Raw genomic sequence first — 15379 nt, 5'->3', positions numbered from 1 at the left:
CGGCGCGGCGGGCCAACGCCGCGGCCGCCATCGCCGTCACGCGGCGCGGCCCCGCGACGGCGCCGGACCGCGAGGAGGTCGACCGGTTCCTCGCCGTCCGGTGAGGTCAGGTGTGCTGTTCGCGGAGGACGCCACGGACGTCCATCAGGGCGAAGCCGAGCAGGTTGAGGCCACGCCACGCGGACGGGCGCCGTGCCTCCGGCTGGTCCGCGGACAGGCCGACGCCCCAGATCGTGTCGTACGGGCTGGCCTCGACCAGGAGGCGGTCGCCGGTGGCGAGCAGGAAGTCCCGCAGCGCCGGGTGCCGGCCGAACTTCGCCGTGTTGACCTTCACGACCAGGTCGTAGCGGTGCTCGGCCCAGGCGTCCTCGTCGAAGCCGCGCACCCGGCGTCCGGCGCCCTTGGCCTTCCCGGGATCGTCCGAGGCCAGCACGAGGCGCTCGGCCTCCGCGTCGCCGAACAGCCGGGCCTTGCCCACCATCATGGCGTGCTCCGCCGTGGCGTAGCGGACGCCGTCGAGCGTGAACGGCGCCGGGTACCACTGGCTGAGGCAGCTCCTGGCGACCCCGCCGCCCGCGGGCGGCCGGTGGCCCCAGAACAGCAGCGGTTCGGGCAGGACGCCCGCCTCTTCGAGCCGGATGACATCGTCGACGCGCATACACCGATCCTCCCGGCACGTACGCCGCGCGGTCGACCCGGGTTCCGCACCGGCCTCAGGAGGTCGGGCGGGCGCTGCCGGCGATCTTCTCCAGGTCGGTGTCGGACGTCGCGTCGGACACGCCCTGATCGGCCATTACGACCAGCACGGACACCTCACCGCCCTTCAGGGGCACCGCGACCGCGTGCACGACCCCTCGCGGAGGAGAGCACGGCTCGTCGTCGTGCACGGCGACCGTCGCGGTGACCTCCGTGCCCCGTGGCCCGCTCGCGGAGAGCGCCTTCGGGGCGCTCAACGTCACGGTCGGCGCGGAGCCGCCGGTACCCGGGGCGTAGCCGTAGGTGGCCCACGTGCGGGCCGCGTCCCTCGCGTCGGCGGCCGGGTCGGTCCGGTCGTAGCCCACGACGGCGGTCTGGGCCCGCCAGCTTCCGCCGTGTCCCGGGCAGTAGCCCTCCTTGTAGACCGCGGCGCCGCTGCCGGCCACCTCGGGCCGTCCGTTCGGGTCCTCGAAGCCGACGATCGTGTCCGCCGACTTCACCGACCAGGTGGACGGCGGCACGTCGTAGGTCAGGCCGTGCTTGACCGCGACGACGGCGTGCCATCCCGACACCTTCGCCCGCGCGGCCGGCGGTGAGGACGGCACGTACGACGGGACGCGTGACCGGCCAGAGGAGGGCGAGGACACGGCGACGGCGGGCCGCCGGTGGCCTCCGGCCCCCGCGACGGCGAGGGCCGCACCGCCACCGACCACGAGGACCACCAGGATGACGACCACCGTCCGCAGGCCGGCCGGTGACCGCTCCGGCGGCGGAGGCGGGAACATCGTGCCGCCGAACTCCCCGGTCTCTCCGTACCCGGAGTCCCGCCCCGCCGGGCCGCGGTGACGAGACCGTTCGTCGCGTTGATCGTCGCCCCGCCAGACCATGCAGCGCACGCTACTGCAGCCGCCCCGATTTACGGGGACGGTCCCGAAATCGGGCGGAACGCTCGGCCCCTCCAGCGCTTGGTCGTTGGGGTCGTGTCATCCGGGGAACCCGTTTCTACGTGCGGGAGCGGTTCATCTCCCGGCTCTCCGGGCGGAGCCCGGCGACGTTCGTGGTGAGGAAGTACGCCGCGCCGCTCGTCAGGAGCACGGGCACGAGCCCCACGGAGGCGACCGCCGCTCCGCCGATGAGACCGCCGAGCGGGATGCCGGCCCAGGCCAGCGAGTCGGTCAGCCCGCGTACCCGGCCGAGCAGTTTCCGCGGCACCCGCTCGAACGAGATCGCGCCCAGGATCGGGTTGAGGAAGCCGGCGCCGAGGCCGGCGACGGCGAACACCACGGCGACCGCCCTCGTCGGCACGCCGGCGGCGAGGATCAGGAAGCGCGGCGCTCCGGCGACCAGGAAGCCGATGAAGAACACCGGCCGGCGCGGTATGCGGTGCGCCACCGCGGCGGCGACCAGGCTCCCGCACACCGCCCCGACGCCGAGCACGCTGCCGACCAGCCCGATCCCGGCCGGTCCGGCACCGGACTGCCGCGCCCAGACCGGCAGGAGCACCGACGAGAACGCCGCGTCGAGCAGGTTGGTGACGGCCACCACGACGGACAGGTTCAGCAGCAGCCGCTCTCCACGCAGGAAGGCGAGACCTTCGCCGAGCCGCCGCCAGTAGCCCGGCTCGGCCGCCGCGTTCCGCTCCGGCGCGTGTCCCATACCGCGCGGCAGGCCCAGGACGATCGCCACCGACCCGAGCGCGAAGCACCCGCTGACCACGACGAGCCCGGTCAGCGGGCCGGCCAGCCCGATCAGGACGCCCCCGGCCGCCGGTCCGAAGGTGGCGGCGAGCCGTTCGGTGGTGCCGGCCAGGCCGGTCGCCCGTTCGAGCGGCACCCGGCTGCGCTCGGCGGCCTCCGGGACGATGACCTCTTTGGCCAGGTCACCCGGCCCGCGTGCGGTGCCGATCACCGCGACCACGGCGGGCAGCGTCCAAAAGGACAGCAGGTGCAGCGCGTGGAACAGCGGGATCAGGGCGAGGGCGGCGGCGCTGACCGCGTCGGCGATCCACGAGACGGTCCGCGGTCCGGCCGTCTCCACCAGCGGCCCGGTGAGCGCCTTGGCCGTGACGTACGGGGCCATCTCGCAGAAGGCCGTCACACCGGTCTTAGTGGCGCTTCCGGTCGTGACGAGGACGAACCAGGGCAGCGCGATGGCCGAGATCCGGGTGCCGGTCTGCGACACGGTGAGGGCGGCGAGGATCCCGGTCAAGGGGCGGAGGCTCCGGCCGTCGCCCGTGCCGGCGCGGCGCCTCACGGCGCCTCTCTCGCCGGGCCGTCGTCTCCCGGCGCCTCGTGCGCCGCCGGTCCGGTGGTCAGGCCCGGCTCGGGCAGCAGGTGCAGGACGAGGGTGACACGCTCGGCGTCCTCGGGTGCGGTGGCCGCCTCCTCCGGACGGTCCGGCCGGTAGCGGGCGAGCACCGCGCTCAGGTCGTCCAGGAGGTTCTGCGCCTCCCCGGGGCTCAGGCGCAGGGCCCAGTCGCTCAGGTCGAACACGTCCCGCCAGGCACGGGGAAGCGTCTGGAACTCGTTCAGCGCCTGCTGGGTCTGGAGTACGTTCACGGCCGCGACGGACTGCAGGTAGGCGAGACCCGCCTCGGGGTCCCGGCTGAGCAGGTCCATGTCGGTGAGCCAGGTCCCGCGGTGCGCCGCACGCCACCAGCGCTCCCGCGCGTTGCCTCGCCCGGTGTCCTCCTCGACGAAGCCGGCGGTGCCGAGCTGGCGCAGGTGGTAGCTGGTCGCCCCGGAGGTCAGGCCCATCCGCTCGGCGAGCCGCGTGGCCGTCGACGGACCGTACTTGCGCAGCAGCCAGACCAGCTGGACACGCACCGGGTGGGCGAGGGCGCGCAGTCCCTTGGCGTCCAGGACCACGTCCAGCCGAGGGTCGGGCCGCAGGCGCGTTTCGTGTTTCTCCGCCATGTGCCGACACGGTAGACCGCGAAGAAGTCTTTGCAAAGATGTGTTGGCGATCCCGCGCGAGGTTCATCGACGGTCATGGACGGAAAGCGCGCGGTGGCGCGGCGAACGCGCTGAGGCCGTACGGCGCAGGGGAGCGGGCATCTCCCGCCGATCCCGGCGCGGGCGGCCGGTGCCGGAGAGCCAGCGGTGCCGAAGAACCAACGGAAGAAGGTCGTTCCGGCCGTGGGCGGGTCTCCGGGTCAGCGGCGGGTGCGGAGTGAGTCGGCGAGGGACGGCGCCTCGCAGCCGCAGGCGGCCGGGTCGGCCGGGTCGGCCGGGCCCAGGTCGCGGCCGGCGATCTCCTTGAAGAGGCGGGCGGTGGGGGAGCGGCCCACGAGGGCGTCGGCGGCCAGGATCACCGCCGCCGCCGTGTACGTCGAACGGTCGCTCGGGAAGTGGCGTTCGTTGGCGTACTGCCAGCCCGTCCAGTACGACCCGTCCTCGTGCCGCAGGTGCTGGATCGTGGTGAACAGCTCCAGGGCCCGCGCCGTGTCGCCCATCGCGTCGAGCGCGAGCACGAGTTCGCAGCTCTCCGCGCCGGTCACCCACGGCTGGTCCGAGACGCACCGGCAGCCGAGGCCCTCGACGACGAAGGCGTCCCACCGCTCGTCGATCCGGCGGTACGCCGGAGAGCCGCGCAGGGGACCGCCGAGGATCGGGTAGTACCAGTCCATCGAGAACCGGTTCTTGTCCGCGAACGCCTCGGGGTGACAGGCGACGACGTGGCCGAGCTGGTCGGCGGCCAGCTCCCAGTCCGGCTGCGGCTCGTCGAGGCGTTCGGCCAGCGCGACCGCGCAGCGCAGGGACTGGTAGATCGAGGAGCAGCCGGTGAGCAGGGCGTGGTCGGCGACGGAGCCGTCGGCGTTCCGCATCCACAGGATCTCGCCGCGGGCGCTCTGCAGGCCGAGGGCGAACTCCACCGCCCGGCGCACGGACGGCCACATCCTCGTCGCGAACGCGAGGTCACCGGTCAGCGTGAGCTCGTGCCAGACGCCGACCGCGATGTACGCGGCGTGGTTGGACTCCCCGCCCGGCTCGGTCACCTCGCCCATGACCCACTTGGCCGGCCACGAGCCGTCCTCGCGCTGGACGCCGCGCAGCCACTCGTACGCGCGGCGCGCGGGCTCGGCGAAGCCCGCGACGGACAGTGCCATCGCGGCCTCGACGTGGTTCCAGGCGTCCACGTGGCCCGGCACGCCGTCCACCGGGGCGAACCACGGGATGGCGCCCGACGGCTCTTGCTGGGCGACGATCGACTCTGCGGTGGCGACGAGGTCTTCGGAGGTCAGGATCCCGGGTACGGCCTCAGGCCGCCGCATGGGCCTGCTCCCGCGTCGCCGGGACGGCGGGCTTGGTGAAGTAGACGACGACGCTCTTGCCGATGAGCGGGTTGAGCACCTGCTCGGCCAGTCGGGTGGCGAGCGGACGCTTCATGATGTCCCAGACGAGCAGCTTGTGGTAGGCGCTGGCGAGCGGGTTCTCGTCGTTGTTCACGCCGACGGCGCACTTGATCCACCAGTACGGCGCGTGCAGGCCGTGCGCGTAATGGTGGCCGCCGACCTCGAACCCGGTCGCCTTGAGCTTGGCCTCCAGCTCGGCACGCGTGTAGATGCGCACGTGCCCGCCCGGCGCGGTGTGGTAGTCCTCCGACAGCGCCCAGCAGATGCGCTCGGGCAGCCACGAGGGCACCGTGACGGCGAGCCGCCCGCCCGGCTTGAGCACGCGCAGCAGCTCGGCCATGGCCGCCATGTCGTCGGGGATGTGCTCCAGCACCTCGGCGGCCACGATCTTGTCGAAGGAGTCGTCCGGAAACGGCAGTCCGAGCGCGTCCCCCGTGACGGTACGGGCCGAGGCGCCCGGGGGCACCTCGCCTTCGAGCTCCATCGCGCCGAACATCGTCGCGACTCCGGCGAGCTCCTTCTCGTCGCGGTCGAACGCCACCACGCAGGCGCCACGCCGGTACAGCTCGAAGGCGTGCCGGCCGGCGCCGCAGCCCATGTCGAGCACCTGCTCGCCGGGCGCGACGGGGAACCGGTCAAAGTCCACGGTCAGCACGGCCGTGCTCCTCTCATGCGGTGCCCGTACGGCGGCGGGCGATGGCGTCCCGGTAGTGGCCGACGGTGGCCCGTGCGACCGCGGACCAGGTGAACCGCTCCTGTACACGGGCGTAGCCGGCGGCACCGACGCGTTCCCGCTCCTCGGGTGAGTCGTGCAGGCGCCGGAACACGGCGGCCAGCTCCTCGACGTCGCCCGGCTCGACGAGGATCGCGGCGTCGCCGACGACCTCGGGCAGCGCGCCCGTACGGCTGGCCACGAGCGGTGTGCCCGAGGCCATGTGCTCGACGGCCGGCAGCGAGAAGCCCTCGTACAGCGAGGGCACCGCGGCGATCTCGGCGCCGGCCAGCAGCTCGCCCAGCTCCTCGTCGGAGATGCCGGAGACGAAGCGCACCCGGTCGCCGAGCGAGAGCTCCGCGACGAGCTTGTCGGTCGGGCCGCCGGGCGTCGGCCGGCCGACCACCACGACGTGCACGTCGCGTTCGGTGGCCAGCTTGGCCACCGCGCGCAGCAGCGTCGCGACGCCCTTGAGCGGCGAGTCCGCGCTGGCGACGGCGACGATGCGGCCGGGGACGCGCTCGCCGCGCGGGTGGAAGAACCGGTCGTCGACGCCGAGCGGGAGGATGTGCACCTGCTCGGGCGACGCGCCGAAGTCACGGACGATGTCGTGTTTGGAGGAGCCGGAGACGGTGAGGATCGGCCCGATCCGCGCGGCGACGCGCGCCTGCATCCGGACGAAGCCGTACCAGCGGCGCTTGCCGAACTGCTCCTTGAACCCCTTGGCGGCCTGGATCTCGATGCGCCGGTCGACGCTGATCGGGTGGTGGATGCTCGTCACGAAGGGCAGGCCGAGGCGCGGGATGGCGAGGTTGCCGTAGCCGAGCACCTGGTTGTCGTGCACGACGTCGTACGAGTGCCGCCGCGCGCGCAGCTCGCGCAGCACGCGGAGGCTGAAGGTCAGCGGTTCGGGGAACCCGCCCGTGCGCATGTGGGCGAACTCCAGCACGTCGATCCAGTCGCGGAACTCCGACGGCCGCGGGGTGCGAAAGGGGTTCTCATCGGCGTACAGGTCCAGGCTCGGCACACGGCGCAGCGTGATCTCGTCGCGGTCGAGCTCGGGGTAGGGCTGGCCGGAGAAGACGTCGACGTGATGACCGAGGTCGACGAGCTCACGCGACAGGTGGCGGAGATAGACGCCCTGACCGCCGCAGTGCGGCTTGCTCCGGTAGGAGAGGAGCGCGACGCGCAACGGTTCGTCTGCCTCGTTCACGTCCGGCCCTCCCGTAAACGCACACTCAGTGAAGTATGACCATAGCCTGACCTGTCCGACCTGCGCGTTCGATATTAGGCACAGAGTCTAAAAGGTGGTGAACACCACTAGCCGATCCGTACCGGCATCTCCTTGATGCCGTTGATGAAGTTGGAGCGCAGCCGGCGCGCCTCGCCCGCCGCGGAGATGTCCGGCATCCGCTCCAGCAGCGTCTCGAACAGCACGCGCAGCTCCAGCCGCGCCAGGTGGGCGCCCAGGCAGAAGTGCGGGCCCCCGCCGCCGAACCCGATGTGCGGGTTGGGGTCGCGGCCGACGTCGAAGGTGTACGGGTCGGCGAAGGCGCTCTCGTCGCGGTTGGCCGAGGCGTAGAACACGACGACCTTGTCGCCCTCGGCGATGCGCCGCCCGCCCAGCTCGGTGTCCTGGACCGCGGTGCGGCGGAACAGGTTGACCGGGCTGACCCAGCGCACGATCTCGTCCGGGAACGTCTCCGACAGCCGCTCGCCGCCGGCGGCGCGTTCGTCGCGCATCCGCCGCCACTGCTCCGGATGCTGGAAGAAGGCGAGCATGCCGCCGGACGCGGCGTTGCGCGTGGTCTCGTTGCCGGCCACGGACAGCAGCATCACGAACAGGTCGAACTCCTCGACCGACAGCTCCTCGCCGTCGTGCGGCTGCAGGAGCCGGGTCACGATGTCGTCGCGCGGCTCCTCGCGGCGGCGCACGGCCAGCTCGTTGGCGTAGGCGTACAGCTCGCCGGCGGCCGCCATGCCGTCGTCGCCCGGCGTGCGGAACTCCGGATCGTCCTGGGCGATCAGCCGGTTCGACCAGTCGAAGATCTTCTCCCGGTCCTCGGGCGGGGCGCCGAGCAGCTCGCAGATGACGTACAGCGGCAGCGGCGCGGAGATGTCGCGGACGAAGTCGACCTCGTCGCGGCCCGCGAGACCGTCGAGCAGGTCGTCGCAGATGCCGCGGATGTGCTCTTCGAGCCGGCCGACGGTGCGGGGGGTGAAGCCACGGTTGACGATCGCCCGCTTGCGCGTGTGCTCGGGCGGATCCTGGTTGAGCATCATCATCCGCTGGAGCACGAGGTGCTCCTCCGTCGGCTCGTGGAACAGCGCGAGCCGACGGTGCGAGGAGAAGATCTCCGGATGCCGGGAGACGTGCACCACGTCGTCGTAGCGGGTGACGGCCCAGAAGTCCGGATTGCCCGGGTGCCGATGGACCGGCGCGTGCTCGCGTAGCCATCGGAACTGCTCGTGCGGGATACCACCGGTCGCGTACAGGTCGGGGTCGACGAGGTCGATGTCCATGGCAACCGCCCTTGGGGGGTGGGGGTATCCCGAGCGTAAACGACGACGCGACTAAATGAAACTTGTTCTAGTAACGCGCTCCGCAGGGGTGAACCGCACCGGCATCTCCTTGATGCCGTTGATGAAGTTGGAGCGCAGCCGGCGCGCCTCGCCCGCCTGGCGGATGTCGGGCATGCGGTCCAGCAGCAGCTCGAACAGCACGGTCAGCTCCAGCCGCGCCAGGTGGGTGCCCAGGCAGAAGTGCGGGCCTCCGCCGCCGAAGCCGATGTGGGGGTTGGGGTCGCGGCCGATGTCGAAGGTGTAGGGGTCCTCGAAGACGTCCTCGTCGCGGTTGGCCGAGGAGTAGAACATCACCACCTTGTCGCCTTCGCGGATGCGCCGGCCGCGCAGTTCGGTGTCGTGCAGCGCCGTGCGGCGGAAGAGGTTGACCGGGCTGACCCAGCGCACGACCTCGTCGGCGGTGGTCCTGATCAGGCCGCGGTTGCGGATCAGGCGCCGCCACTGGTCCGGATGCTGGAAGAAGGCGAGCATGCCGCCCGACGCGCCGTTTCGCGTCGTCTCGTTGCCCGCGATGAGCAGCAGGAGGATGAACATGGCGAACTCGTCGGCGCTGAGCCGGTTGCCGTCCGCGTCCGGCTCCAGCAGGCTCGTCGCGATGTCGTCGCGCGGCTGATGCCTGCGGCGGGCGGCCAGCTCGTGGGCGTACTGCAGGACCTGGGCGGAGACCTCCCTCGCGTCCTCCGGCGAGGTGGCGTACTCGGGATCGTTGGAGCCGACCAGCACGTTGGACCAGGAGAAGATCTGCTCGCGGTCCTCGACCGGCGCGCCGATCAGCTCGCAGATGACGTACAGCGGGAAGGGCGCCGCGATGTCGCGGACGAAACAGGCCTCGCCGCGGGTGACGACGCCGTCGATGAGCCGGTGCCCGACGTCGCGGATGTGCTCCTCGAGCTGCTTGATCATGCGCGGCGTGAAGCCGCGGTTGACGAACGCCCGCTGGCGGGTGTGCTGCGGCGGGTCCATGAACAGCATCATGAGCTGGTACAGCGCGACGTCCTCGTCGGCGAACTCCTCGAACATCGACGTGCGCGCGTGAGAGGAGAACAGCTCCGGGTGCCGCGAGACGTGGACGACGTCGGCGTACTTGGTCACCGCCCAGAAACCGGGCACCTGACTGTGCGGATCCTCGTGCCAGTGCACGGGCGACTCGTGGCGCAGCCGCCGGAGGTCCTCGTCGGGGAAACCCCGAGCCTCGTACAGCGCGGGCGTGATGATGTCGACGGCCATCGGGTCTCCTCCGGGATCGACGTTCTGAAACACGTTCTAAACCAAGCGATTGCTAGGGTCAACGTGGCGAGCGTCTCATCACACTCCGTGGCCAGAGGAGAGTGACGGATGGGTCGGCGAGACGATCCGTCGGAGCACCGGGTCGAGGTCGCCTTCCCGGCGAGCGGTTCGCCGGTCCGGCGATGAGCCGTGCCGGACCGGGGTCAGAGCCGTTCGAGGATGGTGGCGGTGGACAGGGCGCCGCCCGCGCACATGGTCACCAGCGCGGTCGTCGCGTCGCGGCGTTCGAGCTCGTGCAGCGCGGTCGTGATGAGGCGTGCTCCGGTGGCGCCCACCGGGTGGCCGAGCGCGATGGCGCCGCCGTTGACGTTGACCCGGTCCATGTCCGGCTCGTGCACCGAGGCCCACGAAAGCACGATCGAGGCGAACGCCTCGTTCACCTCGAACAGGTCCACGTCGGCCATCGTCATCCCGGCGGCCTCCAGCACCCGTGCGGTGGACTCCACCGGCCCGTCCAGATGGAAGTACGGGTCCGCGCCGATGAGCGCCTGCGCGCGGATCCGGGCGCGCGGCCGCAGCCCGCGCGCTTGTGCGGCGCGCTCCGACATCACCAGTACGGCGGCGGCGCCGTCGGAGATCTGCGAGGAGGTGCCGGCCGTGTGGAGGGCCTCCTCGAACACCGGACGGAGTGCCGACAGCCCCTCAAGGGTGGTCTCGCGCAGGCCTTCGTCGGTGGTGACGGCGCGGGTCTCGCCGGTCGGGGCGCCCTCGCCGTCGAGCACCGGCGCGTCGATCGGCGCGATCTCCCGGTCGAACCGGCCGTCGGCCCAGGCCTTGGCGGCGAGCCGCTGGGAGCGCACGCCGAACGCGTCGAGGTCGGCGCGGGTGAGGCCACGGCGCGCGGCGACGCGCTCGGCCGCGGTGAACTGGTCCGGCAGGTCGATCGACCAGTCGTCGGGGCGCGGGTCGGCGGGCAGGACGTTGCTGCCGAGCGGCGCGCGGCTCATCATCTCGACGCCGCAGCCGATCGCGGTGTCCACCACGTCCGCGTGGATGAGCGCCGCGGCGAGGTGTACCGCCTGCTGGCTGGAGCCGCACTGGGCGTCGACCGTCGTGACGCCGGTGCGATGGTCGAGGCCGGCGTAGAGCCAGGCGTGCCGGCCGACGTGGCCGCCCTGCTCGCCGGCCTGGGTGACGCAGCCGGCGAAGACCTGGCCGACATCGGCCGCGTCGATTCCGGTGCGGGTGATCAGTGCGCGCTGCGCGTGGGCGAGCACGGCCTGGGGCTTGAGTCCGGCCAGCCGGCCGCGGCGGCGGCCGATGGGGGTGCGGACGGCGGAGACGATGACGGGCTGACTCATACGGCCTCCCACTAGAACCGGGGGGAGAAAACAATAACCTGTTCTAGTGGAAGGCCGTCAGGAACCACACTTGCATGGAGGTGTTACAGGTAACGCGTTCTAACATCGCCGGGTCAGACGAGCAGACCGTCGAAGTCGCCGGCCTTGGCGCCCTGGATGAGCGCCTCGATCTCCGCTCTGGTGTAGACGAGAGCGGGACCGGCCGGATGGCGGGAGTTGCGTACCGCGACACTGCCGTCCGGTAGCTTCGCCAGCTCGACGCAGTTGCCCTGCGAGTTACTTCGATGGCTCTTCTGCCAGCTCACGTCGGTCAGATCGGTGGAGGGAACGCCGTTGTAGGCGGGGTACTGCATTCATGTCTCCTGGAGAATCCTGCTGAGGATCTCGGCGGTCTCGTCCGGAGGTGCGCTGACCACACAGAGACGCTCCATCGCCTCCATGTAGCTGTCGACGTCATCACGTCTGTCCAGGTAAAGGGCGCTGGTCAGTTGTTCGACGTAGACCACGTCCGGCAGGTCCGACTCGGGAAAACGCAGGATGGAGAACGCCCCGGCCTCGGCGGTGTGCCCGCCGACCCGGAACGGCAGCACCTGGAGAATGACGCCCGGCAGCTTGGCGGCCTCGATCAGCCGCTGGATCTGACCGCGCATCACATCCCGTCCCCCGATCGGACGGCGCAAGGCCGCCTCGTCCACGACAGCCCACAGCCGGGGGGAGTCCCCCCGAGTGAGTAGTTTCTGACGTGTTGTGCGCAGGCTGACTCTCTGCTCGATCTCTTCCGGAGGGGCCGCGGAGTTGCCGAGCGAGATCACCGCGCGGGCGTACTCCTCGGTTTGCAACAGACCCGGGATGAACTGGACCTCGTAGGTGCGGACGAGCGCCGCCGCCTCTTCCAGGCCGACGTACGTCTCGAACCAGCCCGGCAGGACGTCGCCGTACCTGTGCCACCAGCCAGGACTGTTGGCGTCCTGGGCGAGGGCGAGCAGGCTTTCCCGATCGATCTCGTCGGTGACGCCGTACAACGTGAGCAGGTCCGCGACGTCACGCTCCTTGAAGCCGACCCGGCCCAGCTCCAGGCGGCTCATCTTGGAGCCGGAGGCGCGGATGGCGTATCCGGCCTCCTCGCGCGTGATGCCTTGGCGCTCACGCAACCGGCGCAGCTGGGCACCGAGGAGCCGGCGAAGAACGGTCGGTCCTCCGGCGGGCTGCGCTGTTTCCACCCCTACCTCCATGAGCATCGGTCAGCGCACAGTCTGCCACTCCCTTCGACTCGGTGTCAGAGTGCGCACGGGCATCTGCACGTGCATCGGGCCTTGCATCTGCAAGACATGTCGAGCAGGATAGCGCGCGGGATACGCCGATCACTGATCGCCAGGGGATCGCGGATGACAGCACACGGAGCGCGCTCGATGACAGGCGAAAGAGCAGGGGAGGCGGTCGACGAGGCGTCGGAGTGGCTGTCCACCATCACTCAGGGCGAGCGATGGCACGAACACCGTCCGACCTCGATCCGCTCTGCTCCGCAGACCATGTCGGTCGGGCTCGCCGCCGTGGCCGAGTCGGTCAAGGAGGCCCGCGACTTCGCCCGCGCCGTTCTCCTCTCCTGGGGCCTGACCGCCATGTACGACGACGTGCGCCTCGTCGTCTCCGAGCTCGTCACCAACGCTCTGCGCTATGCCGGCGGCCCGGCCGAGCTGTACGGCGACACCCCGATACGGCTGAGCCTGTTGCGCACCGGCGGCCGGCTGACCTGCGCCGTCACCGATCCCTGTGACCAGATCCCGGTGCGCAGGGAGCCCGACTGGGTGGCCCAGAGCGGCCGTGGCCTGCACCTGGTCGAGGCGTTCAGCCACTCCTGGAACTGGGCGCCGCTGTCGAGCCACGGCAAGGTCGTCTGGGCCTGTTTCCTCTGCCCCGACTGCTGATCACGGTTCGGTCACAAGAGCAGTGCGGCCGCGAGCGCGATGAGGACGCACGCCGCGGCCATCGTCACCGCGTCCGCCGGGGCGAGCGCGGACGGCACCCTGTCCTCCCTGAGTCGCCGCCGCCGCGCGTGCGCGATCAGCGTCACCGCCACCGGGCCCGCGATCGCGAACATCCCCACCAGGAAGTTCACCCGGGCCAGGATGGCCGTCACCGCCCAGGCCGACAGCGTCGTGCGCAGCCAGGCCAGCTCCGTGCGCTGTGACTGAAGCCCGGAGCTCATTTCATCGCCACGCTGACCAGCGTCGTCGCCAGCAGTACGGCCACCCCCGAGGCGAGCAGCGCCGGTAGCGGGTCGCGGGGAAGACGGACGCCGAGCCGCATGGCGACCTGGACACGCCGCCAGTTGCGGTACGCCGCGGGCACGATCAGCACGCTCAGCGCGATCGCGCCCAGCCCGATCGCGTGGTGCCAGGGCGGCAGCCATACGCCGTGGATGCCGCCGGCGAGCGGCACGCCGAGCGCGAGCAGGCCGAAGGCGGTCTGGATCCACGACAGGAGGGTGCGCTCGTTGGCCAGGGAGAATCGGTAGTCGGGCTCGTAACCGGGCTCCTGGCGCGCCATCGTTGCTTCACTCCCCGCTTGTGTCGGTCCGCCCCTATGTCTACCCGCCGCCGGTACGGGCCGTACTCGCGGAAACGCCGGATAGCGGAGCCGGGGAGTCTCGTGATCGTCACCACCGGTGACACCTGGTGGCCCTGCTTCCATCGTGCCGCCGTGACCAGGGAAAAGGTCGGTCTGGAAACGCGGCCGTAGGCATGGCTGCACCCGCTCACGGAAACAACCTGGACTTAACCGGACATCGTGTTCGGGGCACGTGAGGGGGGATGTGCCGGTATGGCGGAAGCCGGGCGAGCGACCAAACAGAAGACCACCCCGCGGAGAGCCTCCACGGGGAGCAGGACCTCGGCCGCGAGGGCCTCACGCGGCAGGACCACGACCAGCAGGACCACGACCAGCAGAACGGCCGGGGGCAGGACCACCGGCGGCAGGACCACGGGCGGCAGGACCACGGGAGGCAGAACGACCGGCGGAAAGACCGCGGGCGGCAGGACCACGAGGACGTCCGCCGCCAGGGCCTCCGGCCGGAGTGCCACGACCGGCCGGACCAGGACGTCCGCCTCGAAGACGTCCAGGGCGCGCAGGACGACGGCCGCCCGGACCACCGGCGGCGCGACCGCCACGGCACGGCGGCCCGCCGAGCGTCCCTCCACGAACGGCGCCGGCATGGACGTCCCGGTCCCGGTGCTGACCCCGCACATGAAGACCGTGCACGTGCCCACGCCCGGCATGTCCTACGTCGGCGACGCCGGCCGGCTCGTCGCCGGTTACCTTCCGTCGCCCGAGCGCCTCGCGTTCTACGGCGGTCTGGGCGTCGCGGCGATTCTGGGCGCCATCGACTGGCCGGTCGCGGCGGCGATCGGCATCGGCACCATGGTCGCGCGCAGGACCGGCCGTGGCATGGATGCCATGCGTGGGCGCGCGCGGCGTTCCACGTCGCGTACCTGAACACCCGCCGCGGAACCCCCGCCCGTCGCGCACGACGCCGTCGCGGGGCCGCTGACGCACGCCATCAGCACGCCACCAGTACGTGACCAGGAAGACGACCATGCGACTGCGACAACTTCTCGGCGACGCCACCGGCCTGCCCGGCGCCACACTGCGAGCGGTGTCGGGCGCGATGACCGGGATCACGGAGAGACGCCAGGTGCACACCACGCCGGGCCGGGCGCGCATCCGGGTGCGGGGCGTGCACAAGCCGGGCACCGAGGCGGTGGCGCGGTCGCTCGTCGACCAGCTGATGAGCGTCGCCGGCGTGGCGCGCGCCGAGGTCAACGCACCGCTCGGCTTCGTGTTCGTCATGCACGACGATGAGACGCCGCTCGACGTTCTTCTCGACGTCGTCGAGGCCGTGGAGGCGGCGCACGGCATGTCGGGTGAGCCGTTCTCCCGTCTCGCCCACCCGAGCCGGCAGACGGTCCTGCGCGACGTCGCTCTGGCCGGCGCGTACCTCGCGGGGGGCGGCGCCGCCGTGGTCGGCCGCCTGGTGCGGGCCACGCCGTTGCCCCCGGGGGTCGCGACGCTGATGGCGATGGCCGACGCGTCCCCGCAGGTGCGGCAGGGGCTCGAACGGCGGATCGGCCACCCCGCCTCCGACGTGATCCTCGGGACCGGTGTCATCGTCAGCCACGTGCTGGCGTACCAGCCTTCCGGTCCCGTCATCAACTCCGTGCACCGGATCATGCGCATCGCCGAGATGCGCGCGCACGCGGAGGCGTGGGACCGGCGCTGCCACCACATCGCGCCGACCCCCGGGGTCTTTCAGGCGGCCCCGCTCGACGTGCCGCCGCGGCCCGTCCCGCTGCCGTACGGCGCGGTGGAGCATGCCGCCTGGACCATCCCGGCCGCGATCGTCACGGCCACCGGCACGTACGCGCTCAGCCGCGACGCCGACCGGGCCCA

Annotated in this window: 18 protein-coding genes; 3 read left to right on the top strand and 15 right to left on the bottom strand. The window is 71.6% G+C overall.

What is annotated here, in order from left to right:
• Positions 1-106: 106 nt before the first annotated feature.
• The 12 genes from ybiA to ACFFNX_RS23000 form a co-directional block, all read right to left on the bottom strand.
• Positions 107-658 carry a riboflavin biosynthesis intermediates N-glycosidase gene (gene ybiA, locus ACFFNX_RS23055; protein WP_378205848.1) on the bottom strand — a complete coding sequence of 184 codons (552 nt, stop codon included), beginning with the start codon at positions 656-658 and terminating at the stop codon, positions 107-109.
• A gap of 55 nt (positions 659-713) precedes the next feature.
• Entirely contained in the window at positions 714-1583 is an 870-nt protein-coding gene (locus tag ACFFNX_RS23050; protein WP_378205845.1) for a DUF8017 domain-containing protein, read from the bottom strand.
• A 115-nt stretch (positions 1584-1698) separates the two neighbouring features.
• On the bottom strand, positions 1699-2904 hold the full coding sequence (locus ACFFNX_RS23045; RefSeq protein WP_378205842.1) for an MFS transporter: 1206 nt from the start codon (positions 2902-2904) through the stop codon (positions 1699-1701).
• Positions 2905-2945: 41 nt separating this feature from the next.
• Complete coding sequence (locus ACFFNX_RS23040) at positions 2946-3611, bottom strand: helix-turn-helix domain-containing protein (RefSeq protein WP_378205839.1); 666 nt, start codon at positions 3609-3611, stop codon at positions 2946-2948.
• A gap of 239 nt (positions 3612-3850) precedes the next feature.
• Positions 3851-4969, bottom strand: coding sequence for a prenyltransferase/squalene oxidase repeat-containing protein (locus ACFFNX_RS23035; RefSeq protein ID WP_378205836.1), 1119 nt, complete (start codon positions 4967-4969; stop codon positions 3851-3853).
• Entirely contained in the window at positions 4956-5705 is a 750-nt protein-coding gene (locus ACFFNX_RS23030; protein WP_378205833.1) for a class I SAM-dependent methyltransferase, read from the bottom strand. Before ACFFNX_RS23030 ends, ACFFNX_RS23035 begins: the two co-directional genes overlap by 14 nt.
• A gap of 13 nt (positions 5706-5718) precedes the next feature.
• Entirely contained in the window at positions 5719-6975 is a 1257-nt protein-coding gene (locus tag ACFFNX_RS23025; protein ID WP_378205831.1) for a glycosyltransferase family 4 protein, read from the bottom strand.
• Positions 6976-7082: 107 nt separating this feature from the next.
• Positions 7083-8285, bottom strand: coding sequence for a cytochrome P450 (locus ACFFNX_RS23020; protein WP_378205827.1), 1203 nt, complete (start codon positions 8283-8285; stop codon positions 7083-7085).
• Between the two features lie 51 nt (positions 8286-8336).
• A complete protein-coding gene (locus ACFFNX_RS23015; RefSeq protein WP_378205824.1) occupies positions 8337-9572 on the bottom strand; it encodes a cytochrome P450 in 1236 nt (411 codons plus the stop codon).
• Positions 9573-9775: 203 nt separating this feature from the next.
• Positions 9776-10933, bottom strand: a complete 1158-nt coding sequence (locus ACFFNX_RS23010) for a steroid 3-ketoacyl-CoA thiolase (RefSeq protein WP_378205821.1) — start codon at positions 10931-10933, stop codon at positions 9776-9778.
• 113 nt (positions 10934-11046) lie between these two features.
• On the bottom strand, positions 11047-11286 hold the full coding sequence (locus ACFFNX_RS23005; protein WP_378205818.1) for a DUF397 domain-containing protein: 240 nt from the start codon (positions 11284-11286) through the stop codon (positions 11047-11049).
• Complete coding sequence (locus ACFFNX_RS23000; protein WP_378205815.1) at positions 11287-12153, bottom strand: Sco1979 family transcriptional regulator; 867 nt, start codon at positions 12151-12153, stop codon at positions 11287-11289.
• A 189-nt stretch (positions 12154-12342) separates the two neighbouring features.
• On the opposite strand from ACFFNX_RS23000, the gene ACFFNX_RS22995 reads away from it, so the two are divergent.
• Positions 12343-12858 (top strand): ATP-binding protein, encoded by a 516-nt coding sequence (locus tag ACFFNX_RS22995; protein ID WP_378205812.1) that lies wholly within the window; start codon positions 12343-12345, stop codon positions 12856-12858.
• Between the two features lie 11 nt (positions 12859-12869).
• Here the strand turns inward: ACFFNX_RS22995 and ACFFNX_RS22990 are convergent, their stop codons facing one another.
• The 3 genes from ACFFNX_RS22990 to ACFFNX_RS22980 all read right to left on the bottom strand — a co-directional run bounded on the left by ACFFNX_RS22990 (position 12870) and on the right by ACFFNX_RS22980 (position 14145).
• Positions 12870-13139, bottom strand: a complete 270-nt coding sequence (locus ACFFNX_RS22990) for a hypothetical protein (protein WP_378205809.1) — start codon at positions 13137-13139, stop codon at positions 12870-12872.
• The gene (locus tag ACFFNX_RS22985; RefSeq protein WP_378205806.1) at positions 13136-13480 is read right to left on the bottom strand and encodes a YidH family protein; all 345 of its coding nucleotides are present in this window, start codon (positions 13478-13480) and stop codon (positions 13136-13138) included. Before ACFFNX_RS22985 ends, ACFFNX_RS22990 begins: the two co-directional genes overlap by 4 nt.
• 227 nt (positions 13481-13707) lie before the next feature.
• Entirely contained in the window at positions 13708-14145 is a 438-nt protein-coding gene (locus ACFFNX_RS22980) for a hypothetical protein (protein ID WP_378205803.1), read from the bottom strand.
• On the opposite strand from ACFFNX_RS22980, the gene ACFFNX_RS22975 reads away from it, so the two are divergent.
• Positions 14144-14425 carry a hypothetical protein gene (locus ACFFNX_RS22975; protein ID WP_378205800.1) on the top strand — a complete coding sequence of 94 codons (282 nt, stop codon included), beginning with the start codon at positions 14144-14146 and terminating at the stop codon, positions 14423-14425. The two genes, ACFFNX_RS22980 and ACFFNX_RS22975, sit on opposite strands and share 2 nt — an antisense overlap.
• Before the next feature lie 100 nt (positions 14426-14525).
• Positions 14526-15379 (top strand): hypothetical protein (locus tag ACFFNX_RS22970; protein ID WP_378205797.1); only part of this gene is annotated, 854 nt, incomplete at its 3' end.

Source organism: Actinoallomurus acaciae (genome assembly GCF_042429965.1).
GTDB classification, from domain to species: domain Bacteria; phylum Actinomycetota; class Actinomycetes; order Streptosporangiales; family Streptosporangiaceae; genus Actinoallomurus; species Actinoallomurus acaciae.
This window is presented reverse-complemented; position numbering and strand designations above follow the sequence as displayed.